Annotated in this window: 27 protein-coding genes and 1 tRNA gene; 9 read left to right on the top strand and 19 right to left on the bottom strand. The window is 69.2% G+C overall.

Annotation, left to right across the window (positions count from 1 at the left end):
* Positions 1-77 precede the first annotated feature (77 nt).
* Together DVW87_RS07390 and DVW87_RS07385 are read left to right on the top strand one after the other, a co-directional pair.
* Complete coding sequence (locus DVW87_RS07390; RefSeq protein WP_114687173.1) at positions 78-473, top strand: GFA family protein; 396 nt, start codon at positions 78-80, stop codon at positions 471-473.
* Between the two features lie 301 nt (positions 474-774).
* The gene (locus tag DVW87_RS07385; protein WP_114687172.1) at positions 775-2,058 is read left to right on the top strand and encodes an MFS transporter; all 1,284 of its coding nucleotides are present in this window, start codon (positions 775-777) and stop codon (positions 2,056-2,058) included.
* Between the two features lie 9 nt (positions 2,059-2,067).
* Here DVW87_RS07385 and DVW87_RS07380 read toward each other — a convergent pair whose 3' ends face one another.
* The 3 genes from DVW87_RS07380 to DVW87_RS07370 form a co-directional block, all read right to left on the bottom strand.
* Positions 2,068-2,475 (bottom strand): hypothetical protein, encoded by a 408-nt coding sequence (locus DVW87_RS07380; RefSeq protein ID WP_114687171.1) that lies wholly within the window; start codon positions 2,473-2,475, stop codon positions 2,068-2,070.
* Positions 2,476-2,545: 70 nt separating this feature from the next.
* Positions 2,546-3,085: a 16S rRNA (guanine(966)-N(2))-methyltransferase RsmD gene (gene rsmD / locus DVW87_RS07375; protein ID WP_114687170.1), complete on the bottom strand. Its 540-nt coding sequence runs from the start codon at positions 3,083-3,085 to the stop codon at positions 2,546-2,548.
* The gene (locus tag DVW87_RS07370; protein ID WP_239017814.1) at positions 3,082-4,266 is read right to left on the bottom strand and encodes a pseudouridine synthase; all 1,185 of its coding nucleotides are present in this window, start codon (positions 4,264-4,266) and stop codon (positions 3,082-3,084) included. Before DVW87_RS07370 ends, rsmD begins: the two co-directional genes overlap by 4 nt.
* A gap of 151 nt (positions 4,267-4,417) precedes the next feature.
* Between DVW87_RS07370 and DVW87_RS07365 the strand changes: the two genes are divergently transcribed.
* Both DVW87_RS07365 and DVW87_RS07360 read left to right on the top strand, forming a co-directional pair.
* On the top strand, positions 4,418-4,858 hold the full coding sequence (locus DVW87_RS07365; protein WP_114688129.1) for a response regulator: 441 nt from the start codon (positions 4,418-4,420) through the stop codon (positions 4,856-4,858).
* A 97-nt stretch (positions 4,859-4,955) separates the two neighbouring features.
* A complete protein-coding gene (locus tag DVW87_RS07360; RefSeq protein WP_114687168.1) occupies positions 4,956-6,275 on the top strand; it encodes an AmpG family muropeptide MFS transporter in 1,320 nt (439 codons plus the stop codon).
* Between the two features lie 3 nt (positions 6,276-6,278).
* Here DVW87_RS07360 and DVW87_RS07355 read toward each other — a convergent pair whose 3' ends face one another.
* The 15 genes from DVW87_RS07355 to DVW87_RS07285 form a co-directional block, all read right to left on the bottom strand.
* The gene (locus tag DVW87_RS07355) at positions 6,279-6,707 is read right to left on the bottom strand and encodes a DUF6628 family protein (RefSeq protein ID WP_114687167.1); all 429 of its coding nucleotides are present in this window, start codon (positions 6,705-6,707) and stop codon (positions 6,279-6,281) included.
* 69 nt (positions 6,708-6,776) lie between these two features.
* Positions 6,777-8,093 carry a bifunctional folylpolyglutamate synthase/dihydrofolate synthase gene (locus DVW87_RS07350; protein ID WP_114687166.1) on the bottom strand — a complete coding sequence of 439 codons (1,317 nt, stop codon included), beginning with the start codon at positions 8,091-8,093 and terminating at the stop codon, positions 6,777-6,779.
* Positions 8,094-8,133: 40 nt separating this feature from the next.
* On the bottom strand, positions 8,134-8,988 hold the full coding sequence (gene accD, locus DVW87_RS07345) for an acetyl-CoA carboxylase, carboxyltransferase subunit beta (RefSeq protein ID WP_114687165.1): 855 nt from the start codon (positions 8,986-8,988) through the stop codon (positions 8,134-8,136).
* Positions 8,985-9,788: a tryptophan synthase subunit alpha gene (gene trpA / locus DVW87_RS07340; protein ID WP_114687164.1), complete on the bottom strand. Its 804-nt coding sequence runs from the start codon at positions 9,786-9,788 to the stop codon at positions 8,985-8,987. The genes accD and trpA overlap by 4 nt, the downstream gene beginning before the upstream one ends.
* A gap of 127 nt (positions 9,789-9,915) precedes the next feature.
* Positions 9,916-11,148, bottom strand: a complete 1,233-nt coding sequence (trpB, locus tag DVW87_RS07335; protein ID WP_114687163.1) for a tryptophan synthase subunit beta — start codon at positions 11,146-11,148, stop codon at positions 9,916-9,918.
* A 45-nt stretch (positions 11,149-11,193) separates the two neighbouring features.
* Positions 11,194-11,829 (bottom strand): phosphoribosylanthranilate isomerase, encoded by a 636-nt coding sequence (locus DVW87_RS07330; protein WP_114687162.1) that lies wholly within the window; start codon positions 11,827-11,829, stop codon positions 11,194-11,196.
* 31 nt (positions 11,830-11,860) lie between these two features.
* Positions 11,861-12,208, bottom strand: a complete 348-nt coding sequence (locus tag DVW87_RS07325) for a VOC family protein (protein ID WP_114687161.1) — start codon at positions 12,206-12,208, stop codon at positions 11,861-11,863.
* Between the two features lie 3 nt (positions 12,209-12,211).
* A complete protein-coding gene (gene pyrF / locus DVW87_RS07320) occupies positions 12,212-12,886 on the bottom strand; it encodes an orotidine-5'-phosphate decarboxylase (RefSeq protein ID WP_114687160.1) in 675 nt (224 codons plus the stop codon).
* Positions 12,883-13,227: a lipopolysaccharide assembly protein LapA domain-containing protein gene (locus DVW87_RS07315; protein ID WP_114687159.1), complete on the bottom strand. Its 345-nt coding sequence runs from the start codon at positions 13,225-13,227 to the stop codon at positions 12,883-12,885. Before DVW87_RS07315 ends, pyrF begins: the two co-directional genes overlap by 4 nt.
* A 47-nt stretch (positions 13,228-13,274) precedes the next feature.
* Positions 13,275-15,536 carry a patatin-like protein gene (locus DVW87_RS07310; protein WP_114687158.1) on the bottom strand — a complete coding sequence of 754 codons (2,262 nt, stop codon included), beginning with the start codon at positions 15,534-15,536 and terminating at the stop codon, positions 13,275-13,277.
* Between the two features lie 3 nt (positions 15,537-15,539).
* A complete protein-coding gene (locus DVW87_RS07305) occupies positions 15,540-16,247 on the bottom strand; it encodes an endonuclease/exonuclease/phosphatase family protein (protein WP_114687157.1) in 708 nt (235 codons plus the stop codon).
* Between the two features lie 29 nt (positions 16,248-16,276).
* Positions 16,277-16,351 (bottom strand) — tRNA-Thr (locus tag DVW87_RS07300).
* A gap of 17 nt (positions 16,352-16,368) precedes the next feature.
* Positions 16,369-17,223, bottom strand: coding sequence for a hypothetical protein (locus tag DVW87_RS07295; RefSeq protein WP_114687156.1), 855 nt, complete (start codon positions 17,221-17,223; stop codon positions 16,369-16,371).
* Complete coding sequence (locus DVW87_RS07290) at positions 17,220-17,417, bottom strand: hypothetical protein (protein ID WP_114687155.1); 198 nt, start codon at positions 17,415-17,417, stop codon at positions 17,220-17,222. Before DVW87_RS07290 ends, DVW87_RS07295 begins: the two co-directional genes overlap by 4 nt.
* The gene (locus tag DVW87_RS07285; RefSeq protein ID WP_114687154.1) at positions 17,414-18,727 is read right to left on the bottom strand and encodes a replication-associated recombination protein A; all 1,314 of its coding nucleotides are present in this window, start codon (positions 18,725-18,727) and stop codon (positions 17,414-17,416) included. Before DVW87_RS07285 ends, DVW87_RS07290 begins: the two co-directional genes overlap by 4 nt.
* 195 nt (positions 18,728-18,922) lie before the next feature.
* On the opposite strand from DVW87_RS07285, the gene DVW87_RS07280 reads away from it, so the two are divergent.
* Both DVW87_RS07280 and DVW87_RS07275 read left to right on the top strand, forming a co-directional pair.
* Positions 18,923-19,468 carry a PadR family transcriptional regulator gene (locus DVW87_RS07280; RefSeq protein ID WP_239017883.1) on the top strand — a complete coding sequence of 182 codons (546 nt, stop codon included), beginning with the start codon at positions 18,923-18,925 and terminating at the stop codon, positions 19,466-19,468.
* A 93-nt stretch (positions 19,469-19,561) separates the two neighbouring features.
* Entirely contained in the window at positions 19,562-19,882 is a 321-nt protein-coding gene (locus DVW87_RS07275; protein WP_114687153.1) for a DUF2218 domain-containing protein, read from the top strand.
* On the opposite strand, the gene DVW87_RS07270 is transcribed toward DVW87_RS07275, so the two are convergent.
* Positions 19,879-21,021: a glycosyltransferase family 4 protein gene (locus DVW87_RS07270; protein ID WP_114688127.1), complete on the bottom strand. Its 1,143-nt coding sequence runs from the start codon at positions 21,019-21,021 to the stop codon at positions 19,879-19,881. The two genes, DVW87_RS07275 and DVW87_RS07270, sit on opposite strands and share 4 nt — an antisense overlap.
* Positions 21,022-21,119: 98 nt before the next feature.
* Between DVW87_RS07270 and DVW87_RS07265 the strand changes: the two genes are divergently transcribed.
* The 3 genes from DVW87_RS07265 (at position 21,120) to radA (ending at position 24,022) form a co-directional block, all read left to right on the top strand.
* A complete protein-coding gene (locus DVW87_RS07265) occupies positions 21,120-21,827 on the top strand; it encodes a glutathione S-transferase family protein (RefSeq protein ID WP_114688126.1) in 708 nt (235 codons plus the stop codon).
* Between the two features lie 64 nt (positions 21,828-21,891).
* Entirely contained in the window at positions 21,892-22,545 is a 654-nt protein-coding gene (locus DVW87_RS07260; RefSeq protein ID WP_114687152.1) for a hemerythrin domain-containing protein, read from the top strand.
* Between the two features lie 103 nt (positions 22,546-22,648).
* Entirely contained in the window at positions 22,649-24,022 is a 1,374-nt protein-coding gene (gene radA / locus DVW87_RS07255) for a DNA repair protein RadA (protein WP_114687151.1), read from the top strand.
* Positions 24,023-24,037: the final 15 nt, after the last annotated feature.

Here is a 24,037-nt window from a genome sequence, read left to right as displayed (position 1 = left end):
CGACGCGCCGCAGAGCAACCTTCGGGCTTGACTTTCCGCGGCCGCTGTGAGAACAAACGGGCAACGGGAGAAGAGCGATGGCGATCAATGGAGGGTGCCGCTGCGGGGCGGTCCGGTACGAAGCGGCAGACGCACCGGAGCATCATGCGGTCTGCCATTGCGGCGACTGTCGGGCGAGCGCGGGCGCGCCGATGGTCGCCTGGCTGGCCTTTCCCGAACAGGGCGTGAGCATCACGGGCACGCCGACCACCTTCGAATCCTCGCCGGGCGTGTTCCGGCAGTTCTGCGGCACCTGCGGCACCGGCCTGTTCTATCGCAACGAAGCGGTGCTGCCGGGGCTGGTCGATATCCAGAGCGCAACGCTGGACTCGCCCGAGGAGCACGCGCCCGGCGCGCAGATCCAGGTGGCGGAGCGGCTGGGCTGGGTGGAACGGATCGCGGACCTGCCGGCCTTTGAGCGCTATCCGGGCTGAGCGGGCAAAAGGCCGGGAGCGACCGCCGAACGGCCGCTCCCGTGAGTTCGGGGTGCCGGATGCGCAGGGGGGCATCCGGCAAGGACCGGCAGCATCGCCGGGAGAATTGGGCGTGGCCGGTGGCGACTTATTGGCGGAGCGGCATTGCCGGCATGTTGCGCCTGTGAAATGTTCCTGGCGGATGGCGTCCGTGTCTTGGGGCGCAGGTATCAGGCATGAGGCGTCGGGTTTCTCCGGAGGGCGGGTCGGCAGCAGCCGCCATTGTCTTGACGCAGCCGCTCCCGGCAGCGAGCTTCCCGGTATGACCGGCAACTCCCCGCGACGCGTGCTGCTCGCCAGCTTCATGGGCACCACGATCGAGTTCTACGATTTCTACATCTACTCCACGGCGGCGGCGCTGGTGCTGGGGGAGCTGTTCTTCCCGCGCTCGGCGCCGGGCACGCAGCAGCTCGCCGCCTTCGCTACCCTGGCGGTGGCGTTCTTTGCCCGGCCGATCGGCGCGGCCTTTTTCGGGCATTTCGGGGACCGGATCGGGCGCAAGTCGACACTGGTGGCGAGCTTGCTGACGATGGGGCTGTCCACCGTGCTGATCGCGGTGCTGCCGGGCTATGCACAGGCGGGGATCTGGGCACCGGTCCTCCTGTGCCTCCTGCGTTTCGGACAGGGGTTCGGGCTGGGCGGCGAATGGGGCGGGGCGGCGCTGCTGGCGGTGGAGCATGCCCCGCCGGGCTGGCGCGCGCGATACGGCATGGCGCCGCAGCTGGGCGCGCCGGCAGGGTTCATCGCGGCCAACGGCCTGTTCCTGGTGCTGGGCGGGGCGCTCAGTCCGGCGCAGTTCCATGACTGGGGATGGCGGCTGCCGTTTGCACTGTCGGCGCTGCTGGTGATCGTGGGCCTCTATATCCGCCTGAAGCTGACCGAGACGCCCGAGTTCGCAGCCGCGCTGGCGGAGGCTCCGCCGCCTGCCGTGCCCTTTGCCGAACTGGTGCGGCATCATGGGCGGGCGTTGGCTGGCGGCACGGTGGGCGCGATCGCCTGTTTCGCGCTCTACTATGTCGCAACCGCCTTTGCGCTGGGCTACGGCACCAAGACCCTTGGGCTTTCAATGACGACGATGCTGCAGATCCAGCTTGGCGCCATCCTGTTCATGGCAGCGGGCATCGTCGTGGCGGCCTGGGCGGCGGATGCGCGGTGGGACGAGCGCCGGGTACTGGGCGCCGGCTGTGTCGGGGTGATCGGCATCGGCTTCGTCATGGAGCCGCTCATGGGCAGTGGGTCGCCTGCGCTGGTGTTCGCCTATCTCGCCGCGGCGCTGTTCCTGATGGGGCTGGTTTATGGGCCGCTCGCCGCCTGGCTTCCCGGCCTGTTCCCGCCGCGGGTGCGCTATACCGGCGCCTCCATGGCCTTCAACGTCGCGGGCGTGCTGGGCGGCGGGCTGACCCCGCTCGTCGCGCAAGGCCTGGCCATGCGCGGCGGACTGACCCTTGTCGGCCTGTACGGCAGCGCGGCGGCGGCCCTCAGCCTCGTCGCGCTGCTGATGCTGCGCAGCGAGGAGAGCCCCGCAACGGTCGCGCTAGAGGTGTGACGCCGGGCATCAGCTGGTGCGACCGGCCTTCGGCTTGGCGTAGGGCACGAACTTGTCGAGGATGACGAAGTTGCGCGGGAAGCCGGAATAGCGATCAACCAGGCGGATCGAATCGATGCTGCACAGCTGGCTGCCGTAGATGCGCGTGACGAGGATATCGTCGTCGCTCAGGTTCTCGGCGCCCGAGCGCGGCTGGTTCACGTACAGGGTTCCGCCGACCTGATAGACGATCGCCTTGCCCTCCACGATGCGGGTGGACCAGGCATTGGTCGGGTTGATGCAGTTGACCGGCTTGCCCGCCACACGGCCCTGCAGCAGCTTGGCGAGTTCGGCGTCGGGAGAAAGCTTGTCCTTGGCGAGCACCGGCGAGGACAGCGTGAGGGCCGCCAGCGCGGCCGCGGTGAGTATCTTTCGCATGCGAACGTTCCTAGAACATGGTCGCTGAACAACGCCTGACCCGGCGTCCGGTTCGCTTGCTTGATCCCGATCAGGCAGGCCGCAGCAGCGTGAGCTTCGCCTTGCCATGGACGCGTTCGCCATCAACGACGAAGCCGGCCGGGGTGACCGGTTCCTCCTTGGCGGTTTCCAGGCTGATCCAGGTGCCAGAACCCGTCCAGCCGAGCCGGGCGAGCTTGTCCAGCGCGACCAGGCCCGCGCCGGTGCGATAAGGCGGGTCCATCATCAGCAGATCGAGTGGCGCGCGCGCAGGGGGCAGGGCGAGAACCGAGCCGGCGCGCACATCCGCGCCACTGGCGCCCAGCTTGGCGACGTTCGTGCGCAGCGCGTCAAGCGCCGCCTTGTCCTGTTCGACGAACAGGCAGGTCGCCGCACCGCGCGACAATGCCTCAAGGCCCAGAGCGCCGGACCCGGCGAAGAGATCGACCACCGCCAGTCCCTCGAAGCTGCCGAGCCGGCTGGCGAGCATGGAGAACAGCGCTTCGCGGGTCCGGTCGGCAGTCGGCCGGGTCGCGTCGCCCCTGGGCGCGAGCAAGGGACGGCCGCGCCACTGGCCGGCGATGATCCTCATTTCGGACGCCGCGGCGGCCGCTTGGGCTTGGCGCCGGTGGGGCGGACGGTGCGCGGCTCGCCCGCATCGCGGAAGGTGCGGGCGCGCTTCTCCCGCGCGGAGCCTTCGCGCACCGCGACCGTGCCATCAGCGCGCGTGCGCGGGCCCTTGGCCTTTCTGCCATTGGGCTTGCCGGAGGGAGCATCCGCACCGACGGGTCGGCTGGCGGCCGCGCGGGCCGGCCGTTCGCCGGCCGCGGTTCGGGACGGCCGGTCGGTTGCGCGGTCGCCTCTCGCCGGTTGCCTTCCGGCAGCGGCCGATCCCTGGGAAGGCGCCTTGGGCGAGACGGGCGCGGCGAAACGCTGCGGCCGGGGTGCGGGCCGGCGCACCGGCTCGCTCTCCGCCGGAGCCTCCGCACGGATCGACGGGGACGCGCGGCGCGCCGGTTGCGGCAGGTCGAGCCGGGTGGGGTTCTTGCGGAAACTGTCCACGTCGTGGGGGCGCACTTCGGCCACCGCGCCGACCGGCAGGTCGCCGAGCACGAACGGGCCGTAGCGCGTGCGCAGAAGGCGGCTCACCTTGAGGCCGAGATGCTCCAGCACCCGGCGCACTTCGCGGTTCTTGCCCTCCTTGAGGACCACTTCGATCCACACATTGGTGCCGGTCCGGCGCTCCAGATTGGCGTCGATCGAGCCGTAGCGGATGCCGTCGATCTCGACGCCATGGATCAGGTCTTCGAGCTGCGCCTGCGTCACCGGGCCATAGGCGCGCGCACGATAGGCACGCTCCACGCCGGTGGCCGGCAGCTCCAGCTGGCGCTTCAGTTCGCCATCGGTGGTGAGGAGGAGCAGGCCTTCCGTGTTGAGATCGAGCCGGCCGACCGGAAGCAGGCGGGGCCGGCCGCTTGGCAGCCGATCGTAGATGGTCGGCCGCCCGCCCGGGTCGCGCTCCGTGACGAGCAGGCCCACCGGCTTGTGATAGAGAAAAAGGCGTGCCGCCTCGGGCTCCGCCACGGGATTGCCGTCCACGGTGACGCCGGCAAGCGAGGGAAGCAGCGTGGCCGGGGTTTCCACCAAATTGCCGTGGAGCGCCACGCGCCCCTCGGCGATCATCCGCTCGATCTCCCGCCGGGAGGCGACGCCGGCGCGCGCGAGCAGTTTGGCGATCCGCTGTTCGTCGCGGGGAGGTTCGTTTTTGGCCACGATCGGGCCTCTACATCAACACGCCGGGGTGCGACAAAAATTTTGCGCACCCGATCGCAGCTCGGCGCGTTGGTGTCTCGCGCGTAACGATCGGCGGTTTTTTCGGCGCCATGTGGAATGGCACGCCGTGCAGTGTTGGACGGGGCAGGGCATGTTCGGCAGGAAGAAGCGACAGATCGAGCGGTTGCTGATCGTGGAGGACGAGCCGCTGGTCGCCTTCGACAACGAACACTTCCTGCGGGACGAAGGCTTCGAGATCGTGGCGACAGTGGACCGGGTCGCCGATGCGGTGGCGGTGCTGGCCGATGGCGTGGCGGTGGATCTGGTGCTGGTGGATATCGGGCTTGCCGATGGCAGCGGGCTGGACGTGGCGCGGGCGGCAAAGGCGCGCGGCATCGCGGCGCTGTTCGTCACCGGCGCCTGCCCGGACGGGGGCCGGGAGGTTGCCGCCGGCTGCCTGACCAAGCCCTATACCCAGCGCGAGCTGCTGGGGGCGATCGATGCCATCGGCGATGCCCTGGCGGGAAAGCGGGCGCGGCGGGTGCCGGCAGGCTTCACCCTGTTCCAGCAGGTGGCGGATCGCGGCGGCTGAAAAGGCCGGCCCGGCCGAACGCATCGGACGAAATGCCGCGCCGCCTGTCCCCCGCGCGGCGCTTGCGCTAACGCCTGCCGTTCGAACACTTGAGAGGATGGCGGAGTTGGTTGCGGCAAGCAGGACATGGACGGACGGTGTGCGTCCCTATTTCGAGCGTGCGCCGCTCGCCTCGTTCTTTCTCGGCATCTCCTCGGGCCTGTGTTTCACGCTGATCGGCGCGACCCTGACGACGCGGCTGGCGCAGAGCGGCATCGACAAGAAGACGGTGACCGCCTTCACCCTGGCGTTCCTGGTCTACAACCTGAAGCCGCTCTGGGCCTGGGTGGTGGACGGCGTGCACCTGCCGGGCAGCGCGCGACTGGGCCAGCGGGTGACGTGGATGCTGTTCGCCGGCCTGCTCGCCATGGCGGCGGTGGCCAATCTCGCACGGGTGGACCCGGGCACGCAGCTGGGCGCGACGATCACCGCCGCCCTCCTCGTCGGACTGGCGGGGGCGACCTACGACATCGTCATCGACGCCTATCGCATCGAGATCCTGAAGCCCTATCAGATGGGCGTCGGGTCCGGCATGACGCAATATGGCTGGCGGATCGGGTCCGTGCTGGCGGGGAGCCTCGCGCTGGTCCTCGCGGCGCGCGTGGGCTGGTCGTCCGCTTATCTTGCCTGCCTCGTGTTCGTGCTGCCGGCCATGGCGGTGGCGCTGCTGATGGGCGAGCCGGAGCGCCACCGCGAGCCGGTCGGCCGGCGTGGCCTTTCCGAGATCGGCGCCTCCATCATCGGCCCGTTCACCGAGTTCTTTCGGCGGCACGGCGCCTGGCTGGTGCTGGCCTTCGTGCTGATCCACAAGATCGGCGATACGTTGGGCCAGCTGGTGCTACGGCTGCTGCTGGACGATCTGGGCTTCTCCAATGACGAGATCGCCTTGTACGATGTCGGGGTCGGCTTCTGGGCGTTCTGGGTCGGCGTGTTTCTGGGCGGGGTGCTGTACGCCCGGCTCGGCCTGCGCCGGTCGGTGCTGTTGAGCCTGGTGCTGATGGCGGTTTCCAACGCCAGCTTCGCCCTGCTGGCGGCGGCAGGACACAGCAACGCGGGGCTGGCCGGCGCGATCGGGTTCGAGAACATCGCCAGCGGGATCGGCGGGGTGACGGTGGTCGCCTATTTCTCGGCCCTGTGCGACCTGCGCTTCACGGCGGCGCAATATGCGCTGATCTCCTCGGCGGCGAGCGTGGTCGGCCGCCTGCTTAACGTGGCGGTGGCGGGCGATCTGGTGGACGCGCTCGGCTGGGTCGGGTTCTACTGGATCACGGTGCTGGTGGCGCTGCCCGGCGTGGTGCTGTTCTGGTGGATGGGCCGCCGCGGGCTGGTCGAGGAATCGATCGGAACGGCGGGCGTCCCGACCGGAAGCGAACGCTAGCCGCTACGCGCCGATGGGGCGGCCCGCGTCGGCAAAGGCGGCGGCGACCGCGGTGGCGCTGGCCAGCGCGCCGTCGATGCGGCGGTGCCCAAGCAGATCGGCGAGCAGGAGCCGGGCGGTCTCCGGCGCGGTTTCCGCCCGAGCGAGGATCGTGAGGAACGCCGTTTCCGACGCGGTTGCTCGCGGGCAGCAGCAGGGCGCGATGGCGATGGAGCAGGCCGCATTGGCCGCGATGTCCGCCATCAGGGCGCGCATGAGCAGCAGCGGCCGGCGGAACTGCGCACCGAACGCCGTGAACATCATCTGCGCCGCATGCGCGTCGGCCAGCCCATGCGCGCCCATCCGGCGGAACGCGAACAGGGCGATGCGGGCATTGGCATCCAGCGGCAGGGGATTGGGGAGCAGGGTCGTCGTAGCGGGCGCGTCGGTCATGCGGGACTCCGATGTCGTTGAGGACATCTTCACCGCCGCGCTATTGATAGTCAATCTCAATAAACGACGTCAGACCGGCAGTTCGTCGTTCAGCCTCAACGCTTCGCCGGCAAGGTAGAGCGAGCCGGCGATGAGAACCCGCTCCGCTCCGCCAAGTACCGCGAGTGCTCCCGGGAGATCGACGGCGGCGCGCGCGGGAAGGCGGAGCTCGGCGGCGATCCCCGCGAGGCGCTCGGGGGCGTGATGGTCATGTCCCGGGATCGGCACCGCCACCACCTGGTCGACCAGCGGGGCAAGCGCGGCGAGGAAGGGCTCGGCCGGCTTGTTGGCGAGCATGCCGAGCACAAGCGAGACCCGCCCCGGCAGTCGCGCGCGGATCGCCGCGGCAATCGCCCGGGCCGCATCCTCATTGTGCCCGCCGTCCAGCCACAGGTCGGTGCCGGGCCGGAGGAGCCCATGGAGAGGGCCCGGCGAGAGATGTTGAAAGCGCGCCGGCCATTGCGCCCAGTCGCCGGCCGCGCGCATTGCCGCCTCGGGCACGTCGATGGCGCCCTGGTGCCGGAGCATGGCAATCGCCAGCGCGAGGTTGCCAGACTGGTGCGGTCCCACGAGGCGCGGCGCGGGCAGCACGACGGAGAAGCCGGGATCGCGATAGCGAAGCGTCTCTCCGGCCGTCTCGTACCACCAGTGCCTGCCCAGCGCATGGACGGGGGCACCCGCTTGCTGCGCGAGGGAGCCGACATGCTCGGCGATTTCGGCCGGGTAGGCCATGGTGACGAGGGGGCGTCCGCGCTTGGCGATGCCCGCCTTCTCGCCGGCGATCTCGCGCAGGGTGGCGCCGAGAAACGACTGGTGGTCGATGCCGAGCGAGGCGATACCCGTGACCGCCGGCGCGGAAAGGACGTTGGTGGCGTCCAGCCGGCCGCCGAGCCCGACCTCCACGATCGTCGCCGCTGCCGGCGTGCGGGCAAAGGCGAGAAAGGCCGCCGCCGTGGTCACCTCGAAGAAGCTGGCGCCGATCGCTCCATCTCCGCTCCCTGCCGCATCCAGCACTTCCGACAGGAGCGGCGCGAGCTGTTCGTCCTCGATCAGCCGGCCGGCAATGCGGATACGCTCGTTGAAGCGGACGAGGTGCGGCGAGGTGAAGACATGGACGTCATGTCCGGAAGCCTCGATCGCGGCGCGAAGAAAGGCGCAGGTCGAACCCTTGCCGTTCGTGCCCGCGACATGGAACACCGGCGGCAGCGAAAGGTGCGGATCGCCCAGCCGCGCCAGCAGCCGCGTGATCCTCTCCAGCCCCAGCACGTCGGCGCCGGGCGAGAGGCGCCACAACCGGTCGAGCTGCGCCTGGACGGCGGGATGGCTGGAGCTGGCATGATCGGGCATGGGATGCTCGCGGCTCCGCTGGGGCAGTGCCTTCGCTTGCTCAGGCCGCCTTCGCCACGGTGAGGAAGTCGATCACCTGCGCCAGCGTGGCGGGCAGGTCCCGGCGATGGGTCACCATGTCGAGCATGCCATGGGCGAGCAGATATTCGGCGCGCTGGAAGCCTTCCGGTAGCTTTTCCCGGATCGTCGATTCGATCACCCGCTGGCCCGCGAAGCCGATCAGCGCGCCCGGCTCGGCGATCTGCACGTCACCCAGCATGGCATAGCTGGCGGTGACACCGCCGGTGGTGGGATCGGTGAGCACGACGATATAGGGCAGCCCCGCATCGTGCAGCATCTGGATGGCGACGGTGGCGCGCGGCATCTGCATCAGGCTGAGAATGCCCTCCTGCATGCGCGCGCCGCCCGCTGCGGTGAAGATGATGTACGGCGCGTGCTCGGCGATCGCCGCCTCCACGCCGCGGACGAACGCCTCACCCACGGCAAGGCCCATCGATCCGCCCATGAAGGCGAAGTCCTGCACGCCGACGACCGCCTTGTGCGCGCCGATCGTACCCACCGCGTTCAGTAGCGCGTCCTGCTCCTCCGTGGCGGCGCGGGCGGCCTTGAGCCGGGCGGGATAGGGCTTCTGGTCCCGGAACTTCAGCGGATCCTCCGCCACCCTAGGGGTCGGCAGCATCGTGTACGCGCCGTCGAACACGTAGTCGAAGCGCAGCGCCGCACCGATGCGATCGTGATGGTCGCAGTGCGGACAAACGTGGAGGTTCTCCTCCAGCTCCTTGTGGAACGTCATCTGCCCGCAGCCCTTGCACTTGTGCCAGAGGTTGTCCGGCGTCTCGCGGGAGGCCGGAACAAAGGACGAGAGCGCGTTGCGGACGTTGCTGAGCCAGCTCATGCGGCGATTTCCTTGCGTGCCCCGGCCAGGGCCGAGGCGAGACTTTCGATATAGGCGCGCACCGGCTGCGGCGCATCGGGGCCATGCTTCTCGACCAGCTCGACGATCGCCGAGCCGACGACCACGCCGTCCGCAACCCGGCCGATGGCGGCGGCCTGTTCGGGGGTGCGCACGCCGAAGCCCACGGCGACGGGCAGGTCGGTGGCGGCCTTGAGCCGGGTGACGGCGTCCTCGATCGAGGCTTGGGCTGCCTGTTGCAGGCCGGTGATGCCGGCGACGGAGACGTAGTAGAGGAACCCGGATGCGCCCTCCAGCACCGCGGGCAGGCGCGCGGCGTCGGTGGTGGGGGTGGCGAGGCGGATCACGTCGAGCCCCGCGGCGCGGCAATGCTGAAGCTCGTCGGCCTGTTCGGGCGGGATGTCGACGCAGATGAGGCCGTCCACGCCCGCTTCGGCCGCGCGGCCGGCGAAGGTGCACGGATCGGGGCGCGTCATGGTGTTCGCGTAGCCCATCAGGACGAGCGGCACGTCCGGGTGGCGCTGGCGGAAGTCGGCAGCGATCTTCAGGATGTCCGCGGTGCGCGTGCCGGCGCCGAGGCTGCGCAGGTTGGCGCGCTGGATCGCGGGGCCGTCCGCCATCGGATCGGTGAACGGCAGGCCGAGCTCGATCACGTCCGCGCCCCCTTCGACGAGCGCGTCGAGGATGGCCGAGGTGGGGCCGTCGCCCGCGGTGACGAAGGTGACGAGCGCGGCGCGGTGCTCCGCTGCCGCGCGGGCGAAGGCGGGGGAAAGGCGCGTCATGCGGCGCGCTCCTCCGTCCTGCCGGACCTTTTCCGGGATCCACCCTGCCGCGCACCAAAGGGCTGCGGCGCTTGCGGATCGGTGGCTCCCGGAACAGGTCCGGGATGACGAGTGAAGAAAAGCGCCCTCACATCTCCACTCCCAGCGCCTCGGCCACCGTGAAGATGTCCTTGTCACCGCGGCCGGAGACGTTGACGAGCACGATCTGATCGTCGCGCATCGAGCGGACGACCTCGGGCAGCGCGGCAAGCGCGTGGGCGCTTTCGAGGGCGGGGATGATGCCCTCCAGCCGGCAGCATTGCTGGAAGGCGTCGAGCGCCTGATCGTCGGTGATCGGCAGATACTTCACGCGACCGATCTCGTGCAGCCAGCTATGCTCCGGGCCGATGCCCGGATAGTCGAGCCCGGCGGAGATCGAGTGCGCCTCGGTGATCTGGCCGTCCTCGTCCTGCAACAGGTAGGTCTTGTTGCCGTGCAGGATGCCGGACGCGCCGCCGGTGAGGCTCGCCGCGTGCTTGCCGGTGTCGACGCCATGGCCGGCCGCCTCGACGCCGATCATCTGGACGTCGGCATCGTCGAGGAAAGGGTGGAAGAGGCCGATGGCGTTGGACCCGCCGCCGACTGCGGCGATCAGCATGTCGGGCAGGCGCCCCTCCGCCTCCAGCATCTGCGCGCGCGCCTCGGTGCCGATCACGCTCTGAAAGTCGCGGACGAGCTCGGGATAGGGATGCGGGCCGGCGGCGGTGCCGATGATGTAGAAGGTGTCGTGCACGTTGGCGACCCAGTCGCGCATCGCCTCGTTCATCGCGTCCTTCAGCGTCTCCGCGCCCGAGGTGACGGGGTGCACCTCCGCGCCGAGCAGCTTCATGCGAAAGACGTTGGGCTTCTGCCGCTCGACATCCTTGGCGCCCATGAAGATGGTGCAGGGCAGGCCGAAGCGCGCGGCGACGGTGGCGGTGGCGACGCCGTGCTGGCCCGCACCCGTCTCCGCGATGATCCGCGTCTTGCCCATCCGCCTCGCGAGCAGGATCTGGCCGATGCAGTTGTTGATCTTGTGCGCGCCGGTGTGGTTCAGCTCCTCGCGCTTGAAATAGACCTTCGCTCCCTTGCCGGGCTCCGCGCCCTGGCGCAGCTCCGCCGTCAGCCGCTCGGCGAAGTAGAGCGGCGAGGGGCGGCCGACATAGTTCTTCATCAGGTCGTCGAACTCGGCCTGGAACGACGGATCGGCGCGGGCGGCGCGATATTCGCGTTCGAGATCGAGGATCAGCGGCATCAGCGTTTCGGCAACATAGCGGCCGCCGAATGCACCGAAATGCCCGCGGTCATCCGGTTGTGTGCGAAAGGAATTTGGGGCGTTCATCCGGCGCGTTTAGGCCGGAGCGGAGCCAAGTCCAAGCCCCGTATGTCAGGCGTCGGCAACCGCGCGCAGGAAGGAGGCTATCCTCCCTGCGTCCTTGGCTCCCGGCGCGCTTTCCACGCCGGAGGACACATCTACCAGCGAGGCACCGGTACGTCGGATTGCTTCGGCGACATTGGCTGCGTCCAGCCCGCCGGACAGCGCCCAAGGCAACGGATGGGAGAAGCCGTCGAGGAGCGTCCAGTCGAAACGCAGGCCCATGCCCCCGGGCAGGGCGGCACCCTCCGGCGTCTTGGCGTCGTAAAGCAGCCGGTCGGTCGCGCCGACGAACATGCGTGCGGCGTCGAGATCGGCACGGGTCTTCACCGCCACCGCAGCCCAGGTTTCCAGCCCGGTGAGGCGACGCAGATGCACGACGCGCGCAGGCGCGGTCTTGTGCAGCTGCAGCACATCGAGCCGACCGTCACGGGCGGCCTGAAGCACGAGGTCGTCCGCCGGATCGACGAACACGCCCACGCGGCCGATGCCATCGGGAACCCGCGCGGCAAGGGCGCCCGCCCGGTCGAAGGTCACGTTGCGCGGCGAGGCCGCAAAGAAGACAAAGCCGACATGGCTGGCCCGACCGGCAATCGCCGCGTCGAGCGCTTCGTCGGTGGAAAGGCCGCAGATCTTGGCGGTGGTCATTGGCGGCAGATCGGCGCTCGGCGCGGGAAACTCAAGCGGCTTCGGAAACATGCCAGAGGACGCCGGCCGGATCCCACAGCATGCCGACGCGCAGGCCCCAGGGCTTCAGCACGGGAGCGGCGGGCGGCTGCACGCCAAAACGCTGCGGGAGGTCTGCGGTGCGCTGCCACCATTCGTCCAGATCGTGGACGAACAGCTGAAACATGGTGTTTTCGGCCCAGCTGCGCTCATAATAGTTCTGCAGCAGCAGACCGGCGCCCTCGAGGTCGTAGATGGCCAGATCGTCGGCCGCGTAGGTGCAGGAAAAACCCAGCGCCTCGTAGAAGCCGCGGGACAGCGCGAAATCGCGCGCGGGCACGAACGGGCGGATCAGCGCCATGGGCTACAGCGTGGCCCCGATCTCGCGCGCCGCCATGTCCGGGTCTTCAGCGCTCGTGATCGGGCGGCCGATAACGAGAATGGATGCGCCTGCATCCAGCGCGGTGCGCGGCGTCACTACCCGCTTCTGATCGCCCACGGCGCCGTTCGCCGGGCGGACGCCGGGAACGACGAAGAAGCCGCGCGGCCACAGCGTGTGCGCGGCGGCCACTTCCGCGCCGGAGCAGACGATGCCGTCGATCCCGGCTGCCTGGGCAAGCTCGGTCATCCGCATCACCTGCGCATGCGGATCGGGCGCAAGGCCGATGCTCGCCATGTCCTGCGCATCGAGGCTGGTGAGCATGGTCACCGCGACGACCTTCGTGCCCGCCGGCGCGGCCGCTTTCGCGTCCTCCAGCATGGCGCGACCGCCTGCGGCATGGACGGTGAGAATGGCCGGCTCGAGATCGCCAAGCGCCTGGATCGCCTTGGCCACCGTGTTGGGGATGTCGTGCAGCTTCAGGTCGAGAAAGATCGGCAACCCGATCTCGGCCATCTCGTGAACGCCGTGCCGGCCGTTGGCGAGGAAGAATTCGAGACCCAGCTTGATTCCGCCGACATGATGGCGGACGCGGCGGGCGAGTTCCTTTGCGGTGGCCAGCTTGGGCGTGTCGAGCGCGACGAAGACGCGGTTCATCAGGCGGGCTCCGGGGGAACGTCAGGCGCGGCGGACGGGGCAGGCGCTGGCGCCGGGATCGGCTCGTTCGCCATCACAGGAGGTGGCGGCGGTACCAGCCGCAAGTCGTTCACGGCGCGCTGCGCGCTCGCCAGCCGCTGGCGCAGCCGCCACCGCACCGTGTGGTGGTACAGCCACATCGGCAGAAAGCCGCACAGGAACAGGAGGAACAGCAGCAGCGGCAGGTTGATCTCGGCGATCAGCCCGCCCCACAGCCGGATCGGCACCGTGGTCCAGTTGCCATAGGTGAACAGCGCGGCGAGAAAGGTGAGCAGGCACCAGAACAGGATCTTCAGGAACTGCATGGCGCAACGCTAGCCGCGTCCCGCCGCGATTGCCAGCCCGCCGCGGCTCAACCGATCTCCTTGCGTAACGATTCCACCAGGCCGGGAATGGCGGTGAGCTTCGGTTCTTCCTCGTCGAGGATGGCTCGGAATGCGGCGCGCTTCGCCGCGGCCAGCCGTCCCGGCTTCAGCCGCGCGCCGGGCGGCAGCGAGGAAAGGAGAATGTCGATCAGCCTTTCCGCACCGTGCAGGCGGCCCCACAGATAGTCGTTCTCGCGATAGGCGCGGCTGAAAAAGGCGCCGAACGAGTTGAACTGGATGCCCTTGAGCGTCGCCTCCGCCCCGCCGCCGCGGATGGAGGTGGCGTCGTCGGGCGAGATGCGGTCCACCTTCACCGGATCGAACTCGTCCAGACCCTCGCCCTGAAGCAGCGGCAGCGTGGCCGCATCGAAGAACGGAAAGCCGAGATAGGTGAGGAGAAGCGGCCGCAGGATCTCGCGCCGGGCGCCGGTGAACGCCGCCGCCAGCCGCGCGTCGGTTTCCAGGTCGAGGCGCCTGAGGTCCAGCTGGGCGGCCAGGCGGGCAAGAAGCGGGGCGGCATCGCTGCGCAGCGAGCGCACGGCGCGGCGCAGGCCCGCATGCGGCTCGGAGCGGCCCGCCTCCAGATAGTTTCCCAGCGATTCGTACACCGCCTCGCGCATGGCGGCGAGGCCGGTCTCGTCCTCATCCACCTCCAGCTCGGAGATGCGGCGGCTGAGCAGGCGAAGCCGGCGGATGCGAAAACCCAGATCGAAGTCGCGCAGGAAATCCGCGGTCGCCGCTCCGGTGTCACCGGACGGCGCCGCGTCGGCGACAAGGCGACGGAGCCGGGCGGTGGGCGCCGGTCCCGGCTCGTCCCCGACACGATCCAGAAGGTCCGCCACGGAGTCGATCACCGATGCCAGCTTCAGGTGGACATAGGCGGCATAGGCATAGCCGGCATTGCGCGCTGCGGCGGCATGGGCCCGGGCGCGCCAATGGCCAAGCCGGGTTGCCGTGGGGCGATCGAGGAAGAGGGTATAGCCGAACAAACCCTCGATCTGCGCCTCCACCTGGGGCCGGAGGCTGCGGATCACCGCGCGCATCCGGTCGATCCGGTGCGAGCGCTCGGCGATGGCCTCCAGATTGTCGCGGATCGGCTGCTGGCGCGGCAGCTCGGACACGGCGCCGATGATCGTCTGGAAGAAGCCGGGCTGTTCGCTGGCGATGGCACGGACGCCCAGCTTGATGCCGGGCGAGGGATCGATGAACACGAAGCGGCGATCGATCTGCCGACGCGCGGGCCGCTCGCGGAGCGCCTCGATGGCCGGGCGGAACGGCGCGTTGGCCAGAACCGACCCGTCGATCAGCACCGCCTGCTCGGCTCCGTTCACCGCCGCATGCCGGGGCAGCGCGCGCGCCAGGAAATCGGCGCGCCCCGGCCAATGCGTGCCACGGGCGGCGAGAACCTGGTCGAGCTCGGTTACGCGGAACGGCGGAAAGGCGCCTGGAAAGCTCGAAGTCGCCCGCGCGGCGAAGGCGAGCTCGGCGGTGTGCGCCAGTGTTTCACGTGGCGCCCCGCCATCGGTGAAGTCGATAACCAGGCGATGCTCGGTTTCCACCACTTCCGCGGGGGAGTTGAGGCTGAGCCGCTCCGGATGGCCGCGGAAATCGGTGACGGTGACGGAGAGGTCCAGCGGCTGTCCGTCCGGCAGCAGGCGCGGTCCGCGCGGTCCGGCCGCCATCGCGTCCAGCGCATCCAGGATCATGTTGGTGAACAGCTCGCCCCCGAACGGCGGCTCAAACCATCGCGAGCGGACGAAATGGGACAGCTTGGCGCGCACTTCGTCGCGCGCGGCGGGCTCCACCGTTTCGTCGATCCGGTCGCCGCTGCGATTGGCGGCCAGACAGGCAAGCGGCAACGCCCAGGCCTTGGTGAAGCGCGACTGCGGCGCCTGGCCGGGATCGATCAGCGCGGTGACGTCCGCCGAATCGAGCCACAGATCGGTAAGCGGCTCCAGGCTCTGCCCGGTGGCGATCGCCTGCGCGAGAAAGATGCCGTTGAGCGCCCCGGCGCTTGCGCCCGAAATGATGTCCACCAGCACGCGCATCCGGGTGCCGGTGACCTCCTCGATCTCGGTCAGCAGCTGGCGGTAGACGCCCTGGCTGCCGAGTTCCGGCTCCTCCCCGTCGTGAAAGGCGCGGCTCGCGCGGGCCATGCGCCAGATCTCCTTGGAGATGCCGTGCATGTAGACGGCAAGGCTGATCCCGCCATAGCAGACCAGTGCGAGGCGTAGCTCCTTTTCGCGCATCGCCTAGGCAGGCTCCAGCACGGCCCAGATCGGGAAATGGTCGCTGGCCTTGCGCGCGGTGGCGCTGGCATGGACGCCGCAGTCCACCACGCGCAGTTCCGGCGACACCATGATGCGGTCGAGCTTGCCGACAGCGTGGCGGACGTGGAAGCTCGCTGCGGTGGGCGCAAAGGCGAAGCCGCGGGCGAAGTCGCGCAGGCAGCCCGCATTGCCCCATTCGTTCAGGTCACCCATCATCACCGTCGGCAGGGGCTGTCCGGCGGTCTCGAGGTGGCCAAGGATCGCCGCGGCCTGGCGCCGGCGCCACAGGCCCGACAGGTCGAGATGCATGCCGACCGCGCGCAGCGGCATGCCGCCAACGCGCACGTCCGCCATCACCGCGCCCCGCGGCTCCAGCGCCGGAAGGTGCAGCGCGGCACAGTCGAGCAGCGAGTCCTCGCGGCGGTGAAGCAGGACGTTGCCATGCCACCCCATACTGGAAACGCGATGACCCAGCGGCGCGGCGGCATAGGGGCTATGCTCTTCCAGCAGGTGCGGCGGAATGACGCTGACCCGCGCGCCGAAGCGGCGGTCCGCCTCCTGCAGCGCCACGACATCGGCGTCGATCTCCCGCAACACCTCCAGCACGCGGGCCGGATCGCGCCGGCGATCGAGGCCGATGCCCTTGTGGATGTTGTAACTGGCGACCTTGATGGTGTTGCGGCGGATCATTGCGCAGGCGGAACGCACCAGTGGGGAGATGGTGCCGGCTGAGGGGATCGAACCCCCGACCTTCGGTTTACAAAACCGCTGCACTACCGCTGTGCTAAGCCGGCCCGAGCGCTCCTTTGCGTCAGGGGATGCCGAACGTCCAGCCCTCCGTGCGACGAAGATCGGCGGTGAGGGCCGGGGGCTGCCACAAGCGGGCGTCGCCCGCCGCGATGCGCAACCATGCGGCGCCGAGCAGGGCATCGCTGCGGTGATCGTCGATCGCCCCGTGACCCGGCACGAGCGGGCTCCCGAGCACGGCGAGCGCGGCGTTCAGTTCCTCCACCGTGCGCATCTTGGCCCGGTTCTTCGGGCGCCCGGCGGCGACCGCCGCGATGGTAGTGTAGATCTCCACGATCAACGAGCCGGTCCCCGGCCGATCGAACGGCCAGATCGGCAGCGCGCCGGCCAGGCGATGAAGAACACGCATGCCGGTGAGGCTCGACTTGCCGACCTGCGCGGCGCCGACGAGATTGAGGTTGCTGTACGGGTTCAGGCCTGCCGCCCGCTGATGCTCTTCCGTGACGCGGAGGCGGCCGCGGCCTGCGCCGAACAGGTCGCCGGTGCGCCCGCCATGGCGGCGGAAGTGGCGGGCGGCCTGTGGGTGATCGACGAAGCTGGTGGCGGCGAGATGCGGGTCGTCCCTGCAGAGCCGGTCGACCAGCGCCCAGAGTGCGCGCGCGTCCGCCGGGCTTTCCTCCCAGCCCGGGAAGAAGGCGCCTTTGTCCGCAAAGGGCAGGGAAAGCCCGAGATCGAGACCGACAAGCGTGTGTGGCGGCAGTTCGGTGGCGAGCCAGTCGAGCACCGCCACCCGCGACCAGGACCGGTCGAGGAGCCGCGGCGCTCCGTCCCTTTCGCAGATCGCGACGGCGATGCCGCGCTGCACCGGACCGATCGCGCCGGACCAGTCGATTGCGACGAAATGATCGAACGAGGTCAACGCTTTCGTGGCGGCTTCAACCCGGAAACGTGATCGCGCGAGCGGGCGATCGCTTCCGGTTCATGGCCGACCTTCAGGAAGAAGCGGCCGTTGGTGACGACCCGCACCGCCGGTTCTCGATAACAGGTGCCGAGTTCCGTCCCGGGCAGCGTCAGCGCGTGCGCGACCACCGCTTCCCAGCTGTCCAGCCTCAACCCCGCTTCCTCAACTCGTCCCAGTAGGACAGGCGTTCGGCAAGGCGCTTCTCGAACCCGCGGCCCGTCGGTTCGTAGAAGGTCTGCGGCGGCAGGTCCTCGGGCCAGTAGTTCGCGCCGGAAAAGCCTTCCTCCGTGTCGTGATCGTAGGCGTAGTTCGCGCCGTAACCGATGTCGCGCATCAGCTTGGTGGGCGCATTGAGGATATTGGCGGGCGGCATCAGCGACCCCGTCTCCTTTGCCGTGCGCCAGGCGGCCTTTTGCGCCTTGTAGGCGGCGTTCGATTTCGGAGCCGTGGCGAGATAGAGACAGGCCTGCGCGATGGCGAGTTCGCCCTCCGGGCTGCCGAGGAAGTCGTAGGTGTCCTTCGCGGCGATGCACTGCACCAGCGCCTGCGGATCGGCGAGGCCGATATCCTCGACGGCCGCGCGGGTCAGGCGGCGCAGGACGTAGAGCGGCTCCTCGCCGGCCGTGAGCATGCGGGCGAGATAGTAGAGCGCAGCCTGCGGATCGGACCCGCGGATCGATTTGTGCAGCGCGCTGATAAGATTGTAATGGCCCTCGCGATCCTTGTCGTAGACGGCCACGCGGCGTTGAAGAAAGCCGGACAGGCCGGCGGGATCGAGCGCCTTCGGCAGATCGACCGCGAACAGCGTCTCGGCCTGGTTGAGCAGGAAACGTCCGTCGCCATCGGCACTGGCGATCATGGCGTCGCGCGCCTCGGGGGTCAGCGGGAGAGGGCGGCCTTCCACTCCCTCCGCGCGATCGAGGAGCTTGCCCAGCGCCTCGGGGCCGAGCCGATGCAGGATCAGCACCTGCGCCCGGCTGAGCACCGCGGCGTTGAGCTCGAACGAGGGGTTTTCGGTGGTCGCGCCGACCAGGGTGACGGTGCCGTCTTCGACATAGGGCAGGAAGCCGTCCTGCTGTGCGCGGTTGAAGCGGTGGATTTCGTCCACGAACAACAGGGTGCGCGAGCCGAGCCGGGCATGGTCGCGGGCCTCGGCGAACGCCTTCTTCAGATCGGCAACACCGGAAAAGACCGCCGAGATCGCCTGAAAGCGCAAGCCGACTGCATCGGCGAGCAGCCGCGCGATGGTGGTCTTTCCCGTGCCGGGCGGTCCCCACAGGATCATGGAGGAAAGCCGGCCCGCCGCGACCATCCGGCCGATCGCGCCTTCGGGGCCGGTGAGGTGCTCCTGCCCGACGACATCCTCCAGCCGGCGCGGTCGCAGGCGGTCGGCCAGCGGCGCGTCCGTGGCCGGCTCGGCGGATGGCGGCGGGGGATCGAAGGCGGCGAAGAGGTCGGCCATCCCAGCCATGTAGGGCCGGCCGCCACCATCATCAAACACCCGGAAGAGAATGCCTGCGATATATCTTGAAGAATGCTCCAGAAGATATATCTTTGCTGCATCATGGATACGGAAGGACATGGGATGTTTCAGGGAATGAACGGCCGCCATCGGGGCGGCGGATGTGGCGGGCGCGGCGGAATGGATCGCGCGATGATGGCAATGGCCTGGGGGATGCGCGGCGGGCCCGGAGGACGCGGCTTCGGCGGACCGGACGGCTTCGGTCGCGAGGGTGGCCGGGCACGGCGCATGTTCGATGGCGGCGAATTGCGGCTGGTTCTGCTGAAGCTGATCGGCGACGCGCCCCGCCACGGCTACGACCTGATCCGCGAGATCGAGGCGCTGACCGGCGGGGCCTATGCGCCGAGCCCGGGCGTGGTCTATCCCACGCTGACGCTTCTGGACGAGATGGGCCTTGTCGAGGAGCAGCGATCGGACGGCGCCAAGAAGCGTTTCGGCGTGACGGAGGCGGGCCGCCAGCACCTGGCGGAGAACCGCGAGCAGGTCGATGCGCTGATCGCGCGTTTGGCGGCGCTCGGCCGCCAGCAGGAGCAGGGCGATCGCGCGCAGGTGCGCCGCGCCATGGGCAACCTGCGTGAGGTGCTGAAGAACCGGCTGTTCGCCGGGGACATTAGCGACGAGCAGGCACATGCCATTGCGGCGCTGATCGACGAGGCGGCGCAGAAGATCGAACGGCTCTGACCCCTTGCCGCCGACTGGCCTGCACCAGATCTTTCAACCTGTTCGCGAGCCGGCCCGGCTACCTCCCGGTCGGCTCCCATAAGGATTGTTTCGATGACCATCAGCGCCGTGGCTAACGTGCCGACTGCCCATGCCAGCCGCTACCTTCAGCAGCTCTGCAAGCACTGGGAGCACAATCTTGAGGTGAGCTTCACCCCCGAGCATGGCACCGTCGTCTTCCCGCGGGACGCGCGCGGAGCCGACTGGCCGGGGGATGGGCTGTGCACGTTCGATGCGGCAGCGGAAGTACTGGACGTGCGCATCGATGCGAGCGTCGAGGGGCAACTGGAGGCGCTGAAGGGCGCGGTTGCGCGTCATCTGGACCGCTTCGCCTTCCGCGAGGCGCCGCTGTTGTTCGACTGGCAGGCGGCCTAGCCGCCCAGAAGTTCCAGATAGGCCGCCAGCACCGCCTCGTTCGCCGGCTCCCAGCGATAGGCGGCGGCGCGGGCATGGCCTGCCTCGCCCATGCGGGTGCGAAGCGCCGGGTCGGCAACGATGCGGCCGATCGCATCGGCATAGGCGTTCACGTCGCGGGGCGGCACGAGGAACCCGGTTTCGCCCTCGAGGACCAGATCCACCGCGCCGGTGGCACGGGCGGCGACCACCGGCACGGCGGACGCCATCGCCTCCGTGGTCACGTTGCCAAAGGTTTCCGTCACGGACGGGTTGAAGAACACGTCCATGGAGGCAACAGCGCGGCCAAGCGCGTCGCCTGCCTGAAAGCCGGTGAAGACCGCATCGGGTACGCGCCTCGCGAACCAGTCGCGTGCGGGGCCTTCGCCCACCACCAGCACCTTGTGCGGGACGCCGCGCTCGCGGAGGCGGGTCACCACGTCGGCGAAGATGTCGAGCCCCTTCTCCATGACCAGGCGGCCGAGGAACCCGATGGCCATCTCGTTGTCGGCGATGCCGAGCGAGCGACGCCATGCAAGGTCGCGCCGGCCCGGGTTGAACCGCTCGTGGTCGATCCCGCGCGACCAGATGCCGATCGGCGTGGTGACGCCCCAGCCGGCGATCAGCTCCGCCATGCTGGGGCTGGGCACCAGCACGCGATCGACACGATTGTAGAGCCGGGTCTGGATCTTCTGGATAAGCGGCTCGACAAAGCCGATGCCGTAATAGCGAAAATAAGTTTCGAAGCGCGTGTGGACCGAGGCGACCGAGCGCACGCCGTGGCGGCGCGCCCAGGTGACGGCGGCATGGCCGAGGAATTCGGGCGCGGAAACATGGACGAGATTGGGGCGAAATGCCTCCAGGTCCGCGCGCGGCCTGGCCGGCAGCCCGCGGCCCAGCTTGTACTCGCCGCGCCCGCCCGGCATCGGGATCGCCGGCACGTCCACCAGGTCGCCGGTGGGAGGAAAAGCAGGGTTGGCGATTGTCGGCGAGTAGACACGCACCGCCGCCCCGCGCGCCAGGAGGTGGCCCACGAGCAGGTTCAACGCCTGATTGGCGCCGTCGCGAACGTAATTGTAGTTGCCGCTGAAGAGCGCCACACGAAGATCGGTCGGCTGCATCGCGGCGCGCATAGCGGCCACCGCGCCCAAATGCCACCCGCGCTGGCATCCGCCGCCATCCTGGCCTAGCAGAAGGCGAGCCGCGAGTGGAGAGCGCCATGCCTGCCGACCTGTCCGCCTTTCCGATCACCGGGCGCTGGCCGCCGCGGCATCCGGATCGCCTGCAATATTACGGATTGCCGACGCCCAATGGGGTGAAGGTCTCGATCGCGCTGGAGGAATGCGGGCTTCCCTACGAGGCGCATCGGCTCGACATCTCGGCGGGCGAACAGAAATCGGCGGCGTTCGAGTCGCTCAACCCCAACGGCAAGATTCCGGCGATCCTCGATCCCGACGGCCCGGGCGGCGAGCCGTTGGCGCTGTTCGAAAGCGGCGCCATCCTCCTCTACCTGGCCGAGAAGACCGGTCGCCTTCTGCCCGCCGCCGCGGCGGAGCGCTGGCGCGCGGTGCAATGGGTCTTCTTCCAGGTCGGCGGGGTGGGGCCGATGTTCGGGCAGCTCGGCTTCTTCCAGCAGGGCGGCGGCGCAGACTGGGAGGATCGCCGGCCGCACGGGCGCTTTCTGGACGAGACGCGCCGGCTTCTGAGCGTCATGGAACGTGCGCTGGACGGGCGCGAGTGGTTTGCGGGGGACGACTTCTCGATCGCCGACATCGCCCTGCTGGGCTGGGTTCGCGCGCTGGAGCACAGCTACCATGCGGGTGCCATCGTCGGACTGGACCGGTTTCCCCGGCTTGGCGACTGGCTCCAGCGCGGACTTGCGCGTCCCGCGGTGCAGCGCGGCCTGCACATCCCGCCGCGCGAGTGATTCGCAACGGGAACGGTGCGCCGGGGGCGGGGGTTTAGCCGGCGTATTGCACGGGAGATCGACCATGGCCACCACCAGCACGCGCAGCCGTTCCGGCGCGAACCGTTCCACCTCGAAGTCCGCCACCACCGACAGGACGCAGGACAAGCCCGTCTCGTCCAATGGCGATCGCGGCCTCAGCAACTTCACCGTCGTGGCCGGTGCGGCCGGTGCGGGCATGGCGCTGGGCGTGCTGGCGATGCTGGGCCGCAAGGTGGCGGTGCAGGCGCCGACCTATTTCGCGGGCGAATGGGATCAGGCGCTCGCCGCCGAGCACAAGGCCGTTCTGAAGCTGTTCGACGCCCTCCAGGCGACCGAGGACAGCGAGACGAGCAAGCGTTCCGTGCTGCTGACGCAGATGAAGCACGCGCTCGCCAAGCATGCGCTCGAGGAAGAGAATGCGGTGTACCCCGCGCTGCGCGACGCCGGCGAGATCGCGGGTGCGGACGAGCTCAACAGCGAGCACGGCTATGTGAAGCAGTATCTCTATGACCTGGAGAACATGCCCAACAACTCGCCGGAGTTCCTGGTGAAGGTGGCGAAGTTCCGCGCCGACATCGAGGAGCACATGCAGGAGGAGGAAGAGGCGCTCTTCCCGCTGCTCCGCTCCAAGCTGACCGCGGAGCAGAACAAGCTGCTCACCCAGCAGATGAACAAGGAAGGCTTCAAGCTGGCATAATCCACGCTGCCGAGGGCTGATCGACGCCTCCGCCGCTCGATCGGCGGGGGCGTCGTCGCACTCCGGTGTTCCCTTCCTGTTCCCGCTGCGCTACACCGGCGGCATGGCCAAGCTCCAGAAGCGTTACGTGTGTCAGGCATGCGGCTCCGTCGCCACCCGGTGGCAGGGGCAATGCGCCGACTGCGCCGAGTGGAACACGCTGGTCGAAGAAGCGCCGGCGGTGGTCACTCCCTTTCAGGCGAAGCACAACCTTCAATCGGGGGGGCGCGCGTTCCAGCTGGTCGCCCTCGATGCCGAGGTGGCGCTGCCCGAGCGGATGGCGAGCGGCATCGCGGAGTTCGATCGGGCCCTCGGCGGTGGCTTCGTGGAGGGATCGGCGACGCTGATCGGTGGCGATCCGGGCATCGGCAAGTCCACCTTGCTGTTGCAGGCGGCAGCGAAGATGGCGCTGGCAGGTCTGCCCGTCGCCTATGTCTCCGGTGAGGAGGCGGCGGATCAGGTGCGATTGCGGGCGCGGCGACTGGGGCTTGGTACCGCGCCGGTGCAGCTTGCCTCGGCGACGTCGGTGCGCGACGTGCTGACCACGCTGGGGCAGGGACGAGCGCCCGCCTTGCTCATCATCGATTCGATCCAGACCATGCATTCGGACCTGATCGAGGGCGCGCCCGGCACCGTCAGCCAGGTGCGGGCTTCCGCGCAGGAGCTGATCCGCTTCGCCAAGGAGCGCGGCACCGCGCTGGTCATGGTCGGGCACGTGACGAAGGACGGCTCGATCGCGGGACCGCGCGTACTGGAGCATATGGTGGACACGGTGCTCAGCTTCGAGGGCGAGCGCAGCCATCAATACCGCATCCTGCGTGCCATCAAGAACCGCTTCGGCGGGACGGACGAAATCGGCGTCTTCGCCATGCAGAGCGAGGGGCTGGCCGAGGTCTCCAACCCGTCCGCGCTGTTCCTGACGCAGCGGGACGAGGGGGTGACGGGCACCACGGTGTTTCCGGCGCTGGAAGGCACGCGGCCGGTGCTGGTGGAGATCCAGGCGCTGGTGGTGCGGCTGGCGAGCGGCGCGACGCCGCGCCGGGCGGTCGTGGGGTGGGATTCCGGGCGGCTGGCGATGATCCTCGCCGTTCTGGAGGCGCGCTGCGGGCTGAGCTTTTCCAGCGCCGAGGTCTATCTCAACATCGCCGGCGGGTACCGCGTGCAGGACCCGGCGGCGGACCTTGCCGTCGCCGCCGCCCTGATCTCGGCCTTGTCGGAACGGCCGGTGCCGGCCGACGCGGTGGCGTTCGGGGAAATCGCCTTGTCGGGTGAGGTGCGTCCGGTGGCGCATGCGGCGCTGCGGCTGAAGGAAGCGGGCAAGCTCGGGTTCGAGCGCGCGTATCTGCCGATGGCGCTGACGGCCGAGAAAACCGGATTGCGGCTGAGCGGGTTCAAGAACCTTGGCGGCCTCGTTGACCATATGCTGGGGCGCGGGTAGCGAATAGCCTCCTTC

Origin of the sequence: Sphingomonas aracearum (assembly GCF_003345355.1) — a bacterium.
Taxonomy (GTDB): Bacteria; Pseudomonadota; Alphaproteobacteria; order Sphingomonadales; family Sphingomonadaceae; genus Sphingomonas; species Sphingomonas aracearum.
Note: the sequence above shows the minus strand (reverse complement) of the source record. Positions and strands in the feature narration are given on the sequence as shown.

Coding starts and splice junctions, on each gene's coding strand:
- DVW87_RS07390 (WP_114687173.1), top strand. CDS start 78: ATGGCGATCAATGGAGGGTGCCGCTGCGGGGCGGTCCGGTACGAAGCG.
- DVW87_RS07385 (WP_114687172.1), top strand. CDS start 775: ATGACCGGCAACTCCCCGCGACGCGTGCTGCTCGCCAGCTTCATGGGC.
- DVW87_RS07380 (WP_114687171.1), bottom strand. CDS start 2,475: ATGCGAAAGATACTCACCGCGGCCGCGCTGGCGGCCCTCACGCTGTCC.
- rsmD (WP_114687170.1), bottom strand. CDS start 3,085: ATGAGGATCATCGCCGGCCAGTGGCGCGGCCGTCCCTTGCTCGCGCCC.
- DVW87_RS07365 (WP_114688129.1), top strand. CDS start 4,418: ATGTTCGGCAGGAAGAAGCGACAGATCGAGCGGTTGCTGATCGTGGAG.
- DVW87_RS07360 (WP_114687168.1), top strand. CDS start 4,956: ATGGCGGAGTTGGTTGCGGCAAGCAGGACATGGACGGACGGTGTGCGT.
- DVW87_RS07355 (WP_114687167.1), bottom strand. CDS start 6,707: ATGACCGACGCGCCCGCTACGACGACCCTGCTCCCCAATCCCCTGCCG.
- DVW87_RS07350 (WP_114687166.1), bottom strand. CDS start 8,093: ATGCCCGATCATGCCAGCTCCAGCCATCCCGCCGTCCAGGCGCAGCTC.
- accD (WP_114687165.1), bottom strand. CDS start 8,988: ATGAGCTGGCTCAGCAACGTCCGCAACGCGCTCTCGTCCTTTGTTCCG.
- trpA (WP_114687164.1), bottom strand. CDS start 9,788: ATGACGCGCCTTTCCCCCGCCTTCGCCCGCGCGGCAGCGGAGCACCGC.
- trpB (WP_114687163.1), bottom strand. CDS start 11,148: ATGAACGCCCCAAATTCCTTTCGCACACAACCGGATGACCGCGGGCAT.
- DVW87_RS07330 (WP_114687162.1), bottom strand. CDS start 11,829: ATGACCACCGCCAAGATCTGCGGCCTTTCCACCGACGAAGCGCTCGAC.
- DVW87_RS07325 (WP_114687161.1), bottom strand. CDS start 12,208: ATGGCGCTGATCCGCCCGTTCGTGCCCGCGCGCGATTTCGCGCTGTCC.
- DVW87_RS07315 (WP_114687159.1), bottom strand. CDS start 13,227: ATGCAGTTCCTGAAGATCCTGTTCTGGTGCCTGCTCACCTTTCTCGCC.
- DVW87_RS07310 (WP_114687158.1), bottom strand. CDS start 15,536: ATGCGCGAAAAGGAGCTACGCCTCGCACTGGTCTGCTATGGCGGGATC.
- DVW87_RS07305 (WP_114687157.1), bottom strand. CDS start 16,247: ATGATCCGCCGCAACACCATCAAGGTCGCCAGTTACAACATCCACAAG.
- DVW87_RS07285 (WP_114687154.1), bottom strand. CDS start 18,727: ATGGCCGACCTCTTCGCCGCCTTCGATCCCCCGCCGCCATCCGCCGAG.
- DVW87_RS07280 (WP_239017883.1), top strand. CDS start 18,923: ATGGCAATGGCCTGGGGGATGCGCGGCGGGCCCGGAGGACGCGGCTTC.
- DVW87_RS07275 (WP_114687153.1), top strand. CDS start 19,562: ATGACCATCAGCGCCGTGGCTAACGTGCCGACTGCCCATGCCAGCCGC.
- DVW87_RS07270 (WP_114688127.1), bottom strand. CDS start 21,021: ATGCAGCCGACCGATCTTCGTGTGGCGCTCTTCAGCGGCAACTACAAT.
- DVW87_RS07265 (WP_114688126.1), top strand. CDS start 21,120: ATGCCTGCCGACCTGTCCGCCTTTCCGATCACCGGGCGCTGGCCGCCG.
- DVW87_RS07260 (WP_114687152.1), top strand. CDS start 21,892: ATGGCCACCACCAGCACGCGCAGCCGTTCCGGCGCGAACCGTTCCACC.
- radA (WP_114687151.1), top strand. CDS start 22,649: ATGGCCAAGCTCCAGAAGCGTTACGTGTGTCAGGCATGCGGCTCCGTC.